The following is a 16,793-nucleotide window of genomic DNA, read 5'->3' on the forward strand; positions in this document are numbered from 1 at the left end:
GCTGCGTGGTAAAGGAATCACCAAGAGCGCCCCGCCGCTCCCCAGGGCAAGGGGTGTCGGCGGGGCGGGGTTTGTGGCCGGGTGGGGTGTGAGGCCGAGTGGTCAGACGTTGACGCCGTAGTCGGAGGCGATGCCCGCGAGTCCGGATGCGTAACCCTGGCCGACGGCGCGGAACTTCCACTCGGCGCCGTGCCGGTAGAGCTCGCCGAAGACCATCGCGGTCTCGGTCGAGGCGTCCTCGCTCAGGTCGTAGCGGGCCAGTTCGGCACCGCCCGCCTGGTTGATCACGCGGATGTAGGCGTTGCGCACCTGGCCGAAACTCTGGCCGCGCGCCTGTGCGTCGTGGATCGAGACCGGGAAGACGATCTTCGAGACCGGGCCGGGGACCGCGGTGAGGTCGATGTTGATCGTCTCGTCGTCCCCCTCGCCCTCGCCGGTGAGGTTGTCGCCGGTGTGCTGGACCGAACCGTCCGGGCTGGTCAGGTTGTTGTAGAAGACGAAGTGGCTGTCGGAGAGCACCTTGCCGCTCTCGTTGCACAGCAGTGCGCTCGCGTCGAGGTCGTGGTCCGTGCCGGTGGTCGTCCGCACGTCCCAGCCCAGGCCGACCGTGACGGCCGTCAGCCCGGGGGCTTCCTTGCTCAGCGAGACATTGCCGCCCTTGGCCAGGCTCACGCCCATGTTCTTCCTCCGTGGTTGTGCTGCCGGTTCCGTCCTCCGATTACAACGCCCGGAACGCGGCTACGGTTCCATGATTGCGCAATCCCTGAAATGTGGATCACTGCCGGCGATGCGTGCCGGCCATGTGCCCGCGAAGCCGGGAGGCCAGGCGGTGCGCCGAGCGCGGCGAGGTGCGCGAACATCCGGCCGCGTTGTGCAACGCCCCGTGCCAAGTGGGCGTGGAAGCCGCCCGGATGCCGTGCGTACCCGATGGCGCCCGATGCGAGGTGTTGCGCTCGTCGCGTGACGGACCTCACCATAGTTCAATGGTTGCGCAAGCTTTAAAGTGACTGCATGGATGTGGGGACGGGTGCCGTGGACGCGGGGACGGAGATGCGCAGGGAAGTCGCCGTGCTGGCGGGTGGCCCCGCGGACGGGCTGCGCATGTACGTCAGGGGTCGCCCGCCGGTGGTGCAGGTGACGTACTCCTGCGCATGGGAGTCGCCGGCGCCGGGGGTGCGTGCCGAGGCGGTGTATGTGTACCGCCGCGACCACCGCAGCCATGAAGAGCCCTTGCGTTACGGATTCGACGGCGCCAGCCCCTGAGGGGGCACGCCAGTACTATTGGGTGGGGGCGGTTCATCCCCTTCGGGGTGTGCCGGAAGCACTGGGGAGCGCGCGCATGGCAGGCGGTCGGGGCGGTCAAGAGGGGTCGGGGGCACGCGGTGGGTCCGAGGTGAGACGGCGGCAGCGCAAGCACAGAGGGGTACGGCTGGGCCTGAGCATCACGCTGGCCCTGCTCGTCCTGGTGGCGGCAGGTGTGGGCTGGGCCTATATGCGGCTCGACGGGAACATCGACACATTCAACGCGGACGGGATCTCCGGCGACCGCCCGCCGGCCTCGACCCAGGGCACGAACGTCCTGGTCATCGGCACGGACGCGCGCATCGGCGGCAACGACGAACTCGGCGGCGGCGACAAGAGCGACATAGGGCGCTCCGACACAGCCTTCCTGCTGCATGTGTACGCCGACCACAAGCACGCCGTCGCCGTCTCCATACCGCGCGACACCCTGGTCGAGATCCCGCCCTGCAAACTGCCCGACGGCAGTTGGACCAGGCCGCGGACCAACACCATGTTCAACGCGGCCTACTCGGTGGGCGAGAGCGCCAAGGGCAACCCCGCCTGTACCCAGAACACCGTGGAGAAGCTGACCGGGCTTCGCGTGGACCACACCATGGTCGTCGACTTCAAGGGGTTCGCGAGGATGACCGAGGCCGTCGGCGGCGTCCAGGTCTGTCTGCCCCAGGACATCTACCAGCGGGACCTCAACCCCAACCGCACCACCCGTGGGGACCAGATCTTCGCCAAGGGCCCGCAGACCGTCTCCGGCCAGAAGGCCCTGGACTACGTACGCATCCGGCACGGCATGGGCGACGGCTCCGACATAGGCCGGATACAACGCCAGCAGGCCTTCGTCGCCTCGCTCATCAAGAAGGTCAAGAGCGACGGCCTGACCCCCACCAAGCTGTTTCCGCTCGCGGACGCCGCCACGCAGTCCCTCACCGTGGACCCCGGCCTCGGCTCCGCCGACAAGCTGATCTCATTCGCCATGTCGCTGCGCGACATGGATCTGCACAACACGAAGTTCATCACCCTGCCGTGGCGCTACCAGGGCGAGCGGGTCGCCATCGTCCACCCCGACGCCGAAGCGCTGTGGGCCGCGCTCAAGGCCGACCGCACTCTCGACGGTCAGGACGCGGGCAATCACCAGAGCGAGCAGGTCGGCGCGACCTCTCCCTCGCCGAGCGGCGGCGCGGCAGCCATGGGCACGGGCATCTCCGTCGCGGTCTACGACGGCACCACCGTCACCGGTCTCGCCGCCCGCGCCGCGGACGCACTCAAGCAGCACGGCTTCACCGTCACCGGAACCACCCCGGCCATGGTCCGTACGCAGACCAAGACGGTCATCGAATACGGACCCGGCCAGCGGGACCAGGCCGAGAAGGCAGCCCAGGTCTTCCCCGGCGCGGAAGTGACCTCGGCCGCGGCGCCCGGAATCAACGTCATCCTCGGCCGGACCTACGCCGACGCCCCACAGCCCTCCGCATCGTCCGCCACCACCGCATCGCCCGCACCCACCGCCCTGCCCACCGGCGTGGCCGGAACCGCCCGCTCGGCCGACGACGACGTCTGCTCCAACCTCTCGTACGGCTGAGGCGGGTGCGGCAGTCCCCAAGTGGGCTCGTGCAGCAGTTATTTGACGCCACGTCATGCAGGTCCGTTCTGCATCACCGCGGCAGAGTCACCCGGAAGGCGGTGTGGCCCGGGCGGCTGGTGACGTCGACGGTTCCCCCGTGGGCCTGGACGACCGCGAGCACGATGGCCAGGCCGAGACCGGAGCCCGCCGATACGGCGCGGTTGTGGCCGGCCCGCGTGAAGCGCTGGAACACCTCGGGCAGCAGATCCTTCGGGATGCCCGGGCCGGTGTCCGCCACGCTCAACTCGCGTGCTCCCGTGCCGGTTTCACCGAGACCGAGGGTGATCTCGGTGCCTGGAGGGGTGTGGGTGCGGGCGTTGGTGAGGAGGTTGGCGATGACCTGGTGGAGGCGGTGTTCGTCGCCGGTCACCGTGACGGGCTCCTCCGGCAGGTCGAGCAGCCAGCGGTGACCGGGCGCCGCGGCCCGCGCGTCGCCGATCGCGTCAAGGGCGAGCCGGGTCAGGTCGACCGGCTCGCGCGCGAGGGGGCGGCCCGCGTCCAGGCGCGCGAGCAGCAGCAGGTCGTCGACCAGGCCGGTCATGCGCTGCGTCTCGGACTGGATCCGCTCCAGCGCGTGCCGTACCTCGCCGGGCACGGGGCCGCGGTGGCGCAGGGCCAGTTCGGCGTGGGCGCGCACGGTGGCGACCGGGGTGCGGAGCTCATGGCTGGCGTCGGCGGCGAAGTGACGCAGCCGCTCCTCGCCGGCCTGCCGCTGGGCCAGCGCGTCCCCGACGTGGCCCAGCATGTGGTTGAGCGCAGCGCCCACCTGGCCGACCTCCGTACGCGGATCGGTGTCGGGAACCGGGGCGGGCATCGCGATCTCCCCGCTGGCCAGGGGGAGTCGGGTGACCTCGGTCGCGGTGGCCGCCATCCTGCGCAGGGGCCGCAGCGAGAGCCGTACCCACAGCGCTCCGGCGAATCCGGTGGCCGTGAGGGTGGCACCGAACACGACGGCTTCGACGACCTCCAGGCGGTGCAGGGTCTCCTCCACCACCTCCAGCGGGAGCCCCGTGATCAGCACATCGCCGTCGTCGCCCGGCACCGCGACAACGCGGTAGCGGCGCAGCGTCGACAGCCGGATGCCGTGGCCCCGCCCGTCGACCGGCACCGCCGCGAGCGCGGCGCGGTCCGCGTCGGTGAGCGCCACGGCGGAGTCGGTCTGGGCGCGCACCACGGCGGCCTGGGTGGTCTCGCCGCGCAGCAGCCGGGCGCCGAACGTGCCGTTCGACTGGCCGCGGGTGTCCGGCTGGTTGTCGGCGTCGGGCTTCTCGTCGTGTTCGAGACTGGCCGCGAACCGGCCGCCGGACGCGCTGAGCTGCTGGTCCAGGCGGCTGACCAGGAACCCCTCGAGGGCGAGCACGGACGTCACCCCGACCGCGAGACACGCCAGGGCAAGGAGCAGGAGGAGCCCGGCCGTGAGGCGGGCCCGCAACGTGCGGGGGAGACCGGGCCGCCGCGCGAGGCGTCGCTGTTTGATCAGGCGGGGGAGATCAGGCCGTTTCATGAGGGGTCGGGCTTCAGCACGTAGCCGACGCCGCGCACCGTGTGGATCAGCGGCACCCGGCCCGCGTCGATCTTCTTGCGCAGATAGCTGATGTACAGCTCGACGATGTGAGCGCGGCCGCCGAAGTCGTACGACCAGACCCGGTCCAGGATCTGGTCCTTGGACAGCACCCGGCGCGGATTGCGCATGAGGAAGCGCAGCAGCTCGAACTCGGTGCGGGACAGGTCCACGAGCCGGCCCGCCCGGCTGACCTCCATCGCGTCCTCGTCCATCACGAGATCGCCGACCACCAGGCGGTTCCCGCCCGGCTCGCGTGCCATGCCCGCCCGGCGCAGCAGCCCGCGCAGCCGGGCCAGTACCTCCTCCAGGCTGAACGGCTTGGTGACATAGTCGTCGCCGCCCGCGGTGATGCCCGCGATGCGGTCCTCGACGGAGTCGCGCGCCGTCAGGAACAGGACACAGACGTCCGGCAGGCCGGCCCGCATCTCGCGCAGCACGTGCAGCCCGTCCAGGTCCGGCAGCATCCAGTCCAGGACCACCGCGTCGGGACGGAAGGCGGCCGCGGTGCTGAGAGCGCTCGAACCGTCGGCGGCCGAGCGGACGTCCCAGCCCTCCGAGCGCAGGGCGCCGGACAGGACCTCCGTCAGATCGGGCTCGTCGTCCACGACGAGGATCCGGACGGGACTGCCGTCGGACCTGCGGAGCACAGCAGGTGGTGAAGGGTTTTCCATGGTGCTTCCAGCATCCCCCGGGACGCCCGAGGACGGGGTGGCGGACACCTCTGAGTTTCCTCTGAATCACCTGTGGATCCGACTCCGGGCCCCCCTTTCAGAGGGAACTCAGAAGTGCCGGGGTGAGGCTGGCCGCGCACCGCCCACATGGTGCCGGACCACATGGTCCGAGCCCGGAAAGGGGGCCGGATGGCCGCCAGCCTCTACGACAGCCGACCCGGCGCGCGCGTCCCGTACGCCGCACCGCGCGGCACCGCCTGGATACCCGTCGCCGCCCAGACCCTCATCTGGAGCGGCGCCGCAGGGGTCCTCGGTCTGTGGTGGAGCGACACCACATCGGTCGTCGGCATGGGTGGATGGCTGACCGACGGGGGCCGCATCACCGGCCTCCTCGCCGGATACGCCTGCGCGGTCCTGCTCGCCCTCATGGCCCGCATCCCCGTACTGGACAGGGGTGTGGGCACCGACCGCCTGGCCCGCTGGCACGCCATGGGCGGCCGCTACACCCTCTCGCTCGCCCTCACCCACACCCTGCTGATCATCTGGGGCTACGCGGTCACCTCGCACGCGAACGTGGTGAACCAGACCACCACCCTCGTGCTGCACTACCCCGACCTGCTGAAGGGCACCGCCGGATTCCTGCTCCTCGTGGGCACCGGCATCGTCTCCGCGCGCGCCGCCCGCCGCAGGATGCGCTACGAGACCTGGCACTATCTCCACTTCGCGACGTACCTCGCGGTCTTCCTCGTCTTCGGGCACCAGCTCTCCAACGGCGCCGACTTCGTCGGCAACCGGCCTGCCCAGCTCGCCTGGTACGCGATGTACCTCGGCATCGCCGCACTGCTCCTGTGGTACCGCTTCGTCGTCCCCGTCCGCCGCGGAATGCGCCACCGTCTGCGCGTCGCCGAGGTCCGCGGCGAAGCCCCCGGCGTCGTGTCCGTCCACCTCGCCGGCGAGCACCTCGACGAACTCGGCGCGGAACCCGGGCAGTTCTTCCGCTGGCGCTTCCTCGCTCCCGGCCTGTGGTGGGCCGCCAACCCGTACTCGCTCTCCGCCCCCGCTCACCACCGCCACCTGCGCATCACCGTGAAGGCCGTCGGTACCCACAGCGCCGCCCTCGCCACACTGGCCCCCGGCACCCGTGTGTGGGCCGAAGGCCCCTACGGCGGCTTCACCGCGGCCCGCCGCACCACGACCAGGACGCTGCTCCTGGGCGGCGGCGTCGGCATCACCCCGCTGCGCACGCTCCTGGAGACCCTGCCCGGCGACATCACCCTCATCTACCGGGCCCGCCGCCCCGAGGACCTCGCGCTGCGCGGCGAACTCGACGCCCTCGCGGCGGCCCGCGGCGCACGGATCCTCTACTCGGTCGACGAACCGGCCGCCCACTGCCTGCCGCTGACGGCTGCGGCCCTGCTCCGGTACGTGCCCGACCTGAGGGACCGGGACGTGTACCTCTGCGGCCCGCCCGGCATGACCGACGCGGCGCTGGGAGCCCTGCGCGACGCGGGAGTGCAGCGCCGCCGCATCCACCACGAGTCCTTCGCGTTCTGATGCGCGACCCGAAACCAGAGGAGACCCGCCGTGCGCCGAGTCGCCGTCACCACCCTGTCGACCGCCGCGGGTGTGGTCCTGTTGCTTTCCCTCAAGCCCCACCAGAGCCATCCGCCCGCCGTGTCCGCACCCCGGCCGACCACCTCGACACCGGCGACGGCGGCCACCGGCACCCGTACCGGCGACTTCACCGGGGACGCCATCGACACCCGGTACGGGCCGGTCCAGGTGTCGGTCACCCTCGACAAGGGGCGACTCACCGCCGTCCACGTCCTCCAGGTGCCCAGCGAGCGGGGGCGCGATCAGGAGATCGCCGCACGCGCCGTGCCCCGCCTGAACGAGGAGGCGCTCGGCGCGCAGAACGCCCGGATCGACGCCGTATCGGGCGCGAGCTACACCAGCGAGGGCTACATCCAGTCCCTGCAGAGCGCATTGGACAAGGGCGGTGAGTGACATGACCAGGGCGGCAGAGGCGCCGCACTCGACCGGTCCGGCCGAAGGGTTGCACCCGCCCCGCGCGGCCGGCAGCCTTCGCCATGCCGAACACGTCATGGGCACCGTCTTCTCCTTCGACATACGTGACCGGCCCACCCCCGAGGTCCGCGACGCCCTGGCCGAGGCCGTCGCCTGGCTGCACCACGTGGACGCCGTCTTCTCCACCTACCGGCCCGACAGCGCCATCAGCCGTATGGCGCGGGGCTACATGGGCGTGAGCGACTGCCCGCCCGAAGTGGCCGAAGTGCTCACCCTCTGCGAGAGGGCCGCCGTCACGACAGACGGCTGGTTCAGCCACACCCCCGGCGGCCGACTCGACCCCTCCGGGCTGGTCAAGGGCTGGGCCACCGAACATGCCTCACAGATCCTGTACGACGCCGGGGCCCGGAACACATGCGTCAACGGCGGCGGCGACCTTCAGCTCAGGGGCGAACCGACCCCCGGCAGCGCATGGCGCATCGGCATCGCGCACCCCTTGCGCCCCGGCCATCTCCTGACCGTCGTCGTCGGCCGAGACCTCGCCGTCGCCACCTCCGGTACCGCCGAACGCGGCCACCACATCCTCGACCCACACACCGGGCTGCCTGCCACCAGCCTCGCATCGGTCACCGTGACCGGGCGCCACCTCACCGAGGTCGATGCATACGCCACCGCCCTCTTCGCCATGGGGGACGCCCCGACCCGGACCTGGACCCGGGCCCACAGCGGGTACGAGACGTTGCTGGTGACCACGGCGGGCACGGTGTGGGAGAGCGACCACTTTCCCGCCGCCCGACACGACAACTCGCCCACACATCAAGGTGGTTGATGTGCCGTGAAGACATGGCGTCGCAACCCACTGGTCCGGGCCGACGCTGCCTCCGGGTCGGAGAGCTGTTCCCAGAAGGCGGGCAGGTCGCTGTCCCGCACATCGCGCGGGGCGACCGTCATCAGGAGGAGGGTCCGGCCGGCGGAGCACCCGTGGTCGCGGCCTGGTACAGAGCCTTGGTGGCGGCACCGAAGTACGCGCTATAGGAGACCTGCGGGGTATTGCCGCCGGTGTGGTAGCCGCCGATGACCCCGATCACCGCCCACCCGCCGGGCCGCGCCACCAGCATCGGGCCGCCGCTGGTCCCGCCCACGAAGGCGTCACACGCGATGCGATCGAAGGTGCCCGGGTCGGCCGGGTCGTCACTGACCCACTTGGTGGTCCAGCTCAGACACTCGATCGGCTTCTGCGCGCCCCCGGGGTAGCCGATCATCCGCACCGGGGCGTGCGCATACCCCGACTCGACGATCAACTGGACCGCGCCGGCCGCATCCTGGAGAGGCTTCCCGTCCTGGTTGGGCTCGGTGACGGCGAACCCGAAGTCGTAGGCGGCGCCGGCGTGTTCGCCCCGGTCGTAGTACTCCTGGGGGACGTACACACCGTTGTCCTTGACGGGGAAGATGCCGAAGGGTGTGAGCCCGTCGTGGTACTGCGGCACGAATGCCAGGTGGCGCTTGGGGGAGGTGCCGGAGTACCCCTTCAGGCAGTGCCCGGCGCTGAGGACCAGATTGCGGCCGGGGCTGCGCACCACCGATCCGCTGCACGTACGCCCCGTACCCGAGGCGTCGGTCCAGAAGAACGTGCCGGCCTGCGGGATGCCGTCGAAGCTCCTGCTCGGCGGGATGAACTCGCCGGGCCGGGGCCCGTCCACGGCGGGCGAGTTGGTGCCGGCCCCCAGGGCACCACCCCGGTCCGTGGCGTCGGGCAGCGCGGCCGTCATGCGGGCCGGCGTCCAGTAGGCGCTCAGCTCGGCCGCGTCCGGGTTGGGCGGGGTCGGGGCGTCCGCGGCGAACGCTGCCGGGCCGGCCCCGGCGGACAACAGCAGGGCGGCCGTGATCGCGGTGGCCTGTCGGATGATCCTGTCCTTACGCACCATCAGTACCCCTCGGTCCGGACACATATGACGGCTCACCATACGGCTGGCGCGGTTGCGGGCAGAAGTGCCCCAAGTTGCCCGGGCGCGGCGCGTCGGTGACGTGGTGCCCCCACCCATTGCCAACGGTCGGTATGGCTTTCAGCCATATGGGCCGTCAATCGGGCAGCGGGCCGAACGCCTGCCGTGCGGCGCGCCGCCACCGATTGGCGGGCAGCGTGGGACGCAGCACGGCGAACGCGCCGCAGTACTTGGTGAACACGGCGGGCCGCACCCGGTGGGCGTGCAACAGCCGGTCCGCCTCGGTGAGATGCTCCGCGGACTTCGTCTCGACGAGTACGAGACCACTGTCGCAGCGCACCATGCGGTCCGTCCGCAGATCGACGCACACGAGCCCGGCATCACACGTGATGCGCTGCCCGTCGGCCACGAAGGTCGACCGGAGATAGTCGGTGGACAGCGAGGGCCGCAGCACGGTGGGCGCGTCGATCGCGTAGGCGTGTCTCAGAGTGTCGGCGAGGAACGCCTGCTGCGCGGTGCCGAGCGGGGTGTCCTCGCCGGTCAGGGGGCAGCGGTGTTTGACGGTGTCGCCGCGGGCGCCCTTGAGCTTGATCTCGAATTGCCGCTCTCCGCTGTCCTCGTAGACGCGTTCGCGGATCTTGAAGCGCAGGCGGCGGCCCTGGCGGTGGTCGTGGAAGGAGCGCAGCCCCGGGGTGTCGTAGTAGACCGAGTGGTAGCGGAAGGCGCGGCGGCCGTCGATGGCCAGCGCCCGGAACGCCCCGCCGGGACGGCGGGGCTCGGTGAGCCGGCCGACCACCCGCAGGAAGGTGTCGGCAGGCACGAGATAGCTGCGGTCGAACCGTGTGAGCAGCGAGGACCGCTCGTTCAGCTCGCCCAGCGAGATCGGGTCGGCTGCGTACGCGGCCTCGTTGATGGCCCGTACGGCTTCCGCGGCCGGCGGAGCCGCTGTCTCGATGGTCATACGGAGTCCAGCGCGGGTGCGGCCGGACGCAGGGCCTCGGCAGAACCGGTCTGCTGCCCGGCCGGCCTAGGCTCGGGCTCGCGATAGCGGACGTCGACGACCATCAGGTCCCGTACGAAGTCGATCTCCATGACCGTCCAGTGCAGGGGCTCGCCCAGGCGACGAGCGAGGTCGGCCCGCAGGGCGGCGGGGTCGGTGTGCACGGTGTCGAGCGTTATGACGGTGCGCCGGGCGCGGGCGAACAGGCGCGGATGGTCCGCCGCGTAGACGACAAGGAGCAGAACGGCGCTGAGCGCCGCGGCCAGAGCGAATCCGAGGTGCGGCAGACCGCAGATGAGGCCGAGGACCAGGGTGGTGAAGTAGTAGGCCACTTCCTCGTGCTGGACCGCGTCGGAGCGCAGCCGGATGATCGAGAGGACTCCGAAAAGACCGAAGCCGAGTGCCATCCCGCCGCTGCCGCCCACTTCGGCGAGCGCCGCGACGATGGTGAACAGGGCGACGTTCAGGGCGAGATACGCCGGTACCAGGTCGCGCCGCCGGTGCCTCGGATAGTAGATCGCGAAGGTGAGCAGGCAGATGGCACTGAGGTCGAGCCCCAGATGGGCAGCGAGATGGCGTAGTGAATCCATGGCTCCGCTTCCTGAGTGCGTACGAGTCCGTACGTGTGTGGACGGGAAGAGAACCAAGACTCTAGGAGGCCGCAGGGTGAACGTTCGCCAACTTGTCAGTAAATCCAACGGATCATTGATGAATTCGAGTGATCATTGGCCAATACGGCATCTCGGCTGTCCCGTTCGGCCCTCTTGCGAGCCTCTCGCCGGGTGGCGATTCCGCACCGTGTTCGGGACCCTGGGTATCTGCCAGGTAACCACCCGCACCAGGTGCCATAGGCAGATCGCTATGGCCGCATTCCCGGGACGGCTCTTGGACGGAGGCGGCCCGCTCCTGTTCTGCTGGAGCCATGCGAGACAACACGACACGCTTTGCCTCCATCCGCCGGTCACCTGTGCCTTCCCGTACCAAGTGGCCCGCCGCGCTGCTCGCCCTCGCGGTCTTCACCACCGGCACCGCGTCCACGGTGCAGGCGGCCGAGGCGCAGGACCGGACCACCACGCAAACCCCGTCGGCGCCGGCGCCGTTTCATCTGGGCGGCACACATGACGTCGCGGACGAGCTGAGCCGCCTTGAGACGACACACCACATACGGATCGGCGCGTACGCCCTCGACACCGCCACCGGGCGGACCGTCAGCTACCGGGCCAACGAGAAGTTCCCGTCCCTGTCCACCTTCAAGGCCATGGTGTGTGCCGCCGTCCTCGACAAGGCGCGGCGCTCGGAGCCGGGACTGATGGACAAGGTCCTCCACTGGAAGAAGAGCGACGAGGTCCCGAACTCCCCTGCCACCGAGGGCAAGGGGGACAAGGGCATGACGGTGGCCGAACTCTGCCGTGCGGCCGTCACCCGGAGCGACAACACGGCGGGCAACCTGCTGCTCGGCCGGATCGGCGGCCCCCAGGGGCTGACCCGCTACTACCGCTCCCTCGGTGACCCCGTCTCCCGACTGGACCGCTGGGAGCCCGAGTTGAACGACTGGAAGCCCGGTGAGCGGCGTGACACCACGACCCCCGCCGCCATGGGCCGCAACCTCGCCAGGACTTCCCTCGGCAGCGGCCTGGTCCCCGCTGACCGGGACCGGTTGAACGGCTGGCTCCGCGCCACCGTCACGGGCGACGCGCGCATCCGGGCCGGGCTGCCCAAGGACTGGACCGTCGGCGACAAGACGGGCACCAGCGACGCCTACGGATCCGCCAACGACGTCGCCGTGGCCTGGCCGAAGTCCGGTCAGCCGGTGATCATCGCGATCTACACCAACCACACGACCCCCCACGCCGCCGCGGAGGACGCGGTGGTCGCGAGCACGGCTTCGACGCTGGTGCGTGGCCTCGGTGTGGAGCAGACCGGCTGAGGGATCAACTGCTGTGTGTGGCAGCCCTGTTGATGATGGCCGCCCACACTTCCCGAGCCAAGACATGTGGATCCAGGGTGGCATCGACCACCAGGTCGCAGACGTGGCGCACCGGCTCGACGTGGCGCGTGTGGGCGTCCCGGCGGTGCTCGACGTAGTTCCGCAGGAGCACGTCGAGGGGGAATCCCTCGCTCAGGCATGTACGCCGGATCTTGCGCGCCAGACGCAGGTCGGCCGGCAGGTCGACGAACACATCGAAGCGGGCGTGCGGAAGCCCCGGGGCTATGTGGTGGGCAAACATGCCGTCGACGATGACGTATGCGGCGGCTGCCAGGGCGGCTTCCGCGTCGCGGCCGAGGCGCTCGGTGTCCATCGAACGGGGATCGCCGACGTCCAGGCGTGGAGTCCCCGCTTCGTCGGGCGTCCATGTCCCGCGATCCGGGGTGGAGAAGTAGTAGTCGTCGCCATGCAGGACCCGTACGGGGGCGTGGGGCGCGGTCTCCACCAGTGCCGCGGCCAGCGTCGTCTTGCCCGCGCCCGCGCCTCCGGTCAATGTCAGGAGCATCCCACTCTCCCCGCTCGTCGCGACGGCCGGTCGCACCCGGCCCTCCCCCTTCGTCACCCGGCCGATGATCGCACGGGGGCTTGTGTGCGGCGGGGCGGCGAGCGTGGCTCCCGCCGGTGGCCGCAGCCCGAACCGCCTCCCGGCGCGTCCCGGCGTGCCGCCGACGCACGGTTCTGCCAAGGTCGGCCTGGTACGTACCCCCCGTGGCGCGGTGCCCCTCACACGCGGCACCCTTCGCACAAGGAAGTGAGAGCAAGGCATGGAGAAGTTCTCCCTGGAAGCAATCGCCCGCGCTCAGCTGAAGGCGGCCCGGGACGCCGGGGCCGGGCGCAGCGCGTCCACGGTGATCGGCGGGCACGAGCGGGTACTGCGGCAGACGGTCATGGCGCTGACCGCGGGGAACACGCTCGGCGAACACGGGCTCGGGGGAGAGGCCACGCTCCTCGTGTGGTCCGGCCGGATCCGTCTCGTCGCCGGGGACGACGCCTGGGAGGGCCGGGACGGCGACCTGCTGGCCGTGCCCGGCACGGCGCACACCGTGGAGGCGCTGGAGGACTCGGCGTTCCTGCTGACCGTGGCGATGACCTGACCCAACGCAATCCGCTCCCTATGTGCGCCTCCCACATATATCCCGATCCAGGTCCCGATACGCGCCCTCATGCGTGTCAGCGGCGTACCAGAACGCATGGGTGACGGGTCGCGGAGCTGGTCAGGGCCGAACATGTTGCGGCTCATGATGGTGGCCCCGATACTCTCCTCGCTGCGCGCGACGAAGTCGACGTCGATGCCGGTCCTGCCTTCGACGAGGTCCCGCATCGCGGCGAACATCCACGCGTGCAGGCCGTCCACGCCCTCGCCGAAGGGTGCGTCCAGGCGCTGGTCGGTACCGGTGCCGCATCGCTCTCGTCTGGAGTCGCCGCATGACCGAGCCCGCCTACCTGGCCGCCATCCGGGAGTCGTACGACAACATCGCCGACGTCTATGCCGAGCGCGTCATCACCCCGGCGGAGCTGGACCCGCTGTCACGCGGGATGCTGAACACCTTCGCCGAGCTCGTACGGGGCACCGGCGGGGGACCGGTCGCGGACGTCGGGTGCGGGCCCGGCCGGGTGACGGCACATCTGACCCTGCTCGGGCTTTCCGCGTTCGGCGTGGACCTGTCGCCGAGGATGGTCGAGCTGGCCCGGGAGGCCCATCCGGAGCTGCGGTTCATGGAGGGTTCGATGACCGCGCTGGACATCCCCGACCATGAGCTCGCGGGGATCCTCGCCTACTACTCCACACACCACACACCGCCCGAGCGGTTGCCGTCAGTGTTCGCCGAGTTCCACCGCACCCTCGCCCCCGGTGGTCACCTCATGTGGGGGGACTACATGGGCGACTATGAGCATGTGTGCCGGACGCAGGCCTTCGACCGCCCGGTGTCGTACGAGTCCTACTTCCTGCCGCTGGACCGCACGGCCGAGCTGTTGCGGGAGGCCGGTTTCGTCGTCGCCGTCCGCATGGAGCAGGAGCCGGACGGTCCGGTGAAGCGACGCCACGCCTGCCTTTTGGCCCGCAAGGCGGAAGCGTAGTTCTTGAGGGTGGCGCGGGGTGGCCGGGCGGCGAGGTTCTCGCCCGGCCACCCCGCCAGGGCATTCAGGAGCTCCTTCGGGTGCTACCCGCCGCCCCCTCCCCCTGTTCAGCGCGCGGCAGCAGCCAAGGCGGGCTCGAAGTGGTCGTTGGTCCTGCAGCCCAGGTTCTCGTACGTGTTGACCTTGGAGTCCGGATCGGTTTTGAGGAGGCGGTACTTGCAGGCCTGCTTGATGTAACTCCCCTTGATCCCGCCGGGGAAGTCGATCTCCTTGTTCCACAGGTACGGGGACTGATACCCGTTGAGGTGGGCCGTGGCGTTCACGTCGATGCCACCCGGAGCCTCGATCTCGTAGACCCATCCCGTCTTCGCCGCACCGTATGTGGCGAACTTCTCCGCCACCCACTTCTCACAACTCGTGCTGACATGCGCGGTGTTCTGGCCGCCGCCCTTGACGATGTACTCGGCCAGAGGAGTGACCGTCCCGCCTCGCGGGGTGAAGCCGTCGTCGAAAAGCTGCTGCACATTGTCCCGCGTGTCACCCCGCCAGAGCGTGTTGGCGTCGTCGCGCCACTGCCAGTTCTCGTCCTGCGCCGCGTGCCGGACGGCCGGTGCGATGGACGGGGATGTGGTGGTGCGCCACCAGTCCGACGGGTGGAACCGGTCGACTGGCCCGCAGGGCCCGGTGTCGGGGGCTTGCGCCCGTGCCGTCGTGGCCTCCCGGACGGTCGCGTCGGCGGGAGCGGCGACGGTCAGCGAGGCGGCGGCCAGGGACGTGGCGGCGAGGACGCGCAGAGCGGTGCTCAACATGCAGGAACAGCCCATCTGTTGATGAACAGGACAGGTCCCTTTGTAGCGGGCGCGGATCATGAAGCGGGGGGAATGGGCCAGTGGTCACCCCCACGGAGGAAACTGTCGTACCGGTCCCGCGCGACCCTGCCCGCCCCCGGCCGTAGGGGTTCGAGTCCGGGCTCCATTACGGGACCTCCCTCACCGCTCCCCGAGGCCGCGTCGACCGGGCTTCGTCCGCGGGGGCGATGGATGGGCGGCGGGCGGGGTGGACACTGGGTCTGGCCGGATGAGGGGGCGTACCCGGGGGTGCAATGGTGCGGTGCCCCAAGGCCCCGGCCGCCACTCATCGCCAGGACCGGACAGTCACCGAGAAGGGACCATCATGAACGCCGCCCAAAGCACGCACTCCGCCTCTGCCTCAGCGGCCGCAGCCGCGCCCGTCCCCGTTTCCCCGGAACGTCTGAACCATCCGCGCAGCCTGGCGGCCTTCCGCGGTACGAAGCTTCTTGTCGGGGGATACCTCGGCATCAGCGTGCTCACCCTGGTGGCCATCGTGCTCCTCCGTAACGACTCCGCGGACGTGAACTCGGCCGTATGGGTGCGCGGAACCATCGTCGTCGCCAGTGCGTTGGTCACGTACCTGTGCGCCATCCGTGCGGCTCGCGGCTCGCGTTCGGCGTATCGCCGGCTCCGGGTCATCACCGGCGTGATGGCCGTGGCCATCGCCGCGATCATCGCGCTGCCAGGTGCGTTCCCCGTGTGGATGAAGGCCGAACAGGCTCTCTGCGGCGTCCTGTTGATCGCCGTCGCGGCCCTGGTCAATGGCAAGCACCTCCGATCGTTGTTCGCCGCGTAGCAGGTTTGGTGAAGTGGGCCGGCGGCGAGCGGCCACGGTGCACGAGAGGCACATAGGGCCAACTGGGCGACGGCGTACGGCTGCATGGGGCGCGGGCTTTCGCCCTGAGCGTGATCGGTTGTGGCCCAGGGAGGCGATGGTGAAGCGTGCGGGGATGACCCTGGCCATCGCTCACCTCAGTGATCCGCACATCGCATCCGGCGCGCTGGCCGGCGCCCCGGCCGAGGCCCTGAGCCGTACGCTCGGCCGTGTCCTCGCGCTCGATCCGCAGCCGGACGCTGTGATCATCACGGGCGATCTCGTCGACCGCGGCCGCCCCGAGGAGTACGCGGTACTGCGGGAAGTCATCGGCGGGTTCCCGTTGCCGCTGCATCTTGTCGCGGGCAACCACGACGGCCCAGAAGCCCTCCGGGACGCCTTCGGTGGCACCACATTCCTGGGCCACACACACGAGACGCACTATGTGGTGGACCACCCCGCCTTCACCGTCGTCGTTCTGGACACGAAGGTGCCGGGATCACCCGGTGGCCACGTGGGGACAGCCCAACTGGCCTGGCTCGATGCGGCACTTGCCCGCCGACCCGACATGCCCGCGCTCGTCTGCCTGCACCATCCGCCGATCCCCGTCGGGATCCCTTTCCTGGACGCGATGCGGCTGGCCGACGGCGACGGCCTGGCCGAGGTGGTCGGGAGGCATCCGCACGTCGCGCGGGTCCTCGCGGGCCATGTCCACCGGTCCGTCACCGCCGCCTTCGCGGGCAGCACCCTGGCCGTTGCCCCCAGCACATACCTCCAGAGTGGCCTCGCCCTGCGCGGCGAGATCCCCAACTACCTGGCCGAACCCACCTCTTTCCTGCTCCATATGGGTGCCGGACCCATGTGGGTCACCCACACCGTCTCCGTCAGCCATGCCGCCGCCCCAGTGGCCACATGGTCGAACGGCCGATGACAGGACCG

Annotated in this window: 18 protein-coding genes; 10 read left to right on the forward strand and 8 right to left on the reverse strand. The window is 70.4% G+C overall.

From position 1 onward, the window contains the following. Positions 1-102: 102 nt before the first annotated feature. Positions 103-678: a TerD family protein gene (locus tag ABD346_RS10095; RefSeq protein ID WP_053726797.1), complete on the reverse strand. Its 576-nt coding sequence runs from the start codon at positions 676-678 to the stop codon at positions 103-105. Positions 679-1,011: 333 nt separating this feature from the next. Here ABD346_RS10095 and ABD346_RS10100 point away from each other — a divergent pair, with 333 nt between their 5' ends. Both ABD346_RS10100 and ABD346_RS10105 read left to right on the forward strand, forming a co-directional pair. Further along, the gene (locus ABD346_RS10100; RefSeq protein ID WP_344373905.1) at positions 1,012-1,263 is read left to right on the forward strand and encodes a hypothetical protein; all 252 of its coding nucleotides are present in this window, start codon (positions 1,012-1,014) and stop codon (positions 1,261-1,263) included. Between the two features lie 76 nt (positions 1,264-1,339). Further along, positions 1,340-2,875 (forward strand): LCP family protein, encoded by a 1,536-nt coding sequence (locus ABD346_RS10105; protein ID WP_344373906.1) that lies wholly within the window; start codon positions 1,340-1,342, stop codon positions 2,873-2,875. Positions 2,876-2,948: 73 nt separating this feature from the next. Here ABD346_RS10105 and ABD346_RS10110 read toward each other — a convergent pair whose 3' ends face one another. Both ABD346_RS10110 and ABD346_RS10115 read right to left on the reverse strand, forming a co-directional pair. Beyond that, positions 2,949-4,421 carry a sensor histidine kinase gene (locus tag ABD346_RS10110; protein WP_344373907.1) on the reverse strand — a complete coding sequence of 491 codons (1,473 nt, stop codon included), beginning with the start codon at positions 4,419-4,421 and terminating at the stop codon, positions 2,949-2,951. Then, positions 4,418-5,152: a response regulator transcription factor gene (locus ABD346_RS10115; protein WP_344373908.1), complete on the reverse strand. Its 735-nt coding sequence runs from the start codon at positions 5,150-5,152 to the stop codon at positions 4,418-4,420. Before ABD346_RS10115 ends, ABD346_RS10110 begins: the two co-directional genes overlap by 4 nt. Before the next feature lie 189 nt (positions 5,153-5,341). Here ABD346_RS10115 and ABD346_RS10120 point away from each other — a divergent pair, with 189 nt between their 5' ends. The 3 genes from ABD346_RS10120 (at position 5,342) to ABD346_RS10130 (ending at position 8,009) form a co-directional block, all read left to right on the forward strand. Continuing rightward, the gene (locus ABD346_RS10120) at positions 5,342-6,706 is read left to right on the forward strand and encodes a ferredoxin reductase family protein (protein ID WP_344373909.1); all 1,365 of its coding nucleotides are present in this window, start codon (positions 5,342-5,344) and stop codon (positions 6,704-6,706) included. Between the two features lie 30 nt (positions 6,707-6,736). Next, positions 6,737-7,159, forward strand: coding sequence for an FMN-binding protein (locus tag ABD346_RS10125; RefSeq protein WP_344373910.1), 423 nt, complete (start codon positions 6,737-6,739; stop codon positions 7,157-7,159). A 97-nt stretch (positions 7,160-7,256) separates the two neighbouring features. Next, positions 7,257-8,009, forward strand: coding sequence for an FAD:protein FMN transferase (locus tag ABD346_RS10130; RefSeq protein ID WP_344374455.1), 753 nt, complete (start codon positions 7,257-7,259; stop codon positions 8,007-8,009). A gap of 121 nt (positions 8,010-8,130) precedes the next feature. Here ABD346_RS10130 and ABD346_RS10135 read toward each other — a convergent pair whose 3' ends face one another. From ABD346_RS10135 to ABD346_RS10145, 3 genes are all read right to left on the reverse strand, one after another. Next, positions 8,131-9,105, reverse strand: coding sequence for a trypsin-like serine peptidase (locus tag ABD346_RS10135; protein WP_344373911.1), 975 nt, complete (start codon positions 9,103-9,105; stop codon positions 8,131-8,133). A 154-nt stretch (positions 9,106-9,259) separates the two neighbouring features. Then, positions 9,260-10,084, reverse strand: coding sequence for a polyphosphate polymerase domain-containing protein (locus ABD346_RS10140; RefSeq protein WP_344373912.1), 825 nt, complete (start codon positions 10,082-10,084; stop codon positions 9,260-9,262). Beyond that, positions 10,081-10,713: a DUF4956 domain-containing protein gene (locus ABD346_RS10145; RefSeq protein ID WP_344373913.1), complete on the reverse strand. Its 633-nt coding sequence runs from the start codon at positions 10,711-10,713 to the stop codon at positions 10,081-10,083. Before ABD346_RS10145 ends, ABD346_RS10140 begins: the two co-directional genes overlap by 4 nt. Positions 10,714-11,090: 377 nt before the next feature. Here ABD346_RS10145 and bla point away from each other — a divergent pair, with 377 nt between their 5' ends. Then, positions 11,091-12,050, forward strand: coding sequence for a class A beta-lactamase (gene bla, locus ABD346_RS10150; protein WP_344373915.1), 960 nt, complete (start codon positions 11,091-11,093; stop codon positions 12,048-12,050). 4 nt (positions 12,051-12,054) lie between these two features. Here bla and ABD346_RS10155 read toward each other — a convergent pair whose 3' ends face one another. Continuing rightward, on the reverse strand, positions 12,055-12,615 hold the full coding sequence (locus ABD346_RS10155; protein WP_344373916.1) for a uridine kinase family protein: 561 nt from the start codon (positions 12,613-12,615) through the stop codon (positions 12,055-12,057). 259 nt (positions 12,616-12,874) lie between these two features. Here ABD346_RS10155 and ABD346_RS10160 point away from each other — a divergent pair, with 259 nt between their 5' ends. Together ABD346_RS10160 and ABD346_RS10165 are read left to right on the forward strand one after the other, a co-directional pair. Then, positions 12,875-13,204 carry a cupin domain-containing protein gene (locus ABD346_RS10160; RefSeq protein WP_344373917.1) on the forward strand — a complete coding sequence of 110 codons (330 nt, stop codon included), beginning with the start codon at positions 12,875-12,877 and terminating at the stop codon, positions 13,202-13,204. Between the two features lie 331 nt (positions 13,205-13,535). Next, complete coding sequence (locus ABD346_RS10165; RefSeq protein ID WP_344373918.1) at positions 13,536-14,189, forward strand: class I SAM-dependent methyltransferase; 654 nt, start codon at positions 13,536-13,538, stop codon at positions 14,187-14,189. A 107-nt stretch (positions 14,190-14,296) separates the two neighbouring features. Here ABD346_RS10165 and ABD346_RS10170 read toward each other — a convergent pair whose 3' ends face one another. After that, a complete protein-coding gene (locus ABD346_RS10170) occupies positions 14,297-14,998 on the reverse strand; it encodes a scabin-related ADP-ribosyltransferase (RefSeq protein ID WP_344373919.1) in 702 nt (233 codons plus the stop codon). Positions 14,999-15,362: 364 nt separating this feature from the next. Between ABD346_RS10170 and ABD346_RS10175 the strand changes: the two genes are divergently transcribed. Both ABD346_RS10175 and ABD346_RS10180 read left to right on the forward strand, forming a co-directional pair. Then, on the forward strand, positions 15,363-15,836 hold the full coding sequence (locus ABD346_RS10175; RefSeq protein WP_344373920.1) for a hypothetical protein: 474 nt from the start codon (positions 15,363-15,365) through the stop codon (positions 15,834-15,836). A gap of 154 nt (positions 15,837-15,990) precedes the next feature. Beyond that, positions 15,991-16,785 (forward strand): phosphodiesterase, encoded by a 795-nt coding sequence (locus ABD346_RS10180; protein WP_344373921.1) that lies wholly within the window; start codon positions 15,991-15,993, stop codon positions 16,783-16,785. The last annotated feature ends 8 nt before the right edge of the window (positions 16,786-16,793 follow it).

It is taken from the genome of Streptomyces mauvecolor (genome assembly GCF_039532965.1).
Lineage (GTDB): Bacteria > Actinomycetota > Actinomycetes > Streptomycetales > Streptomycetaceae > Streptomyces > Streptomyces violascens.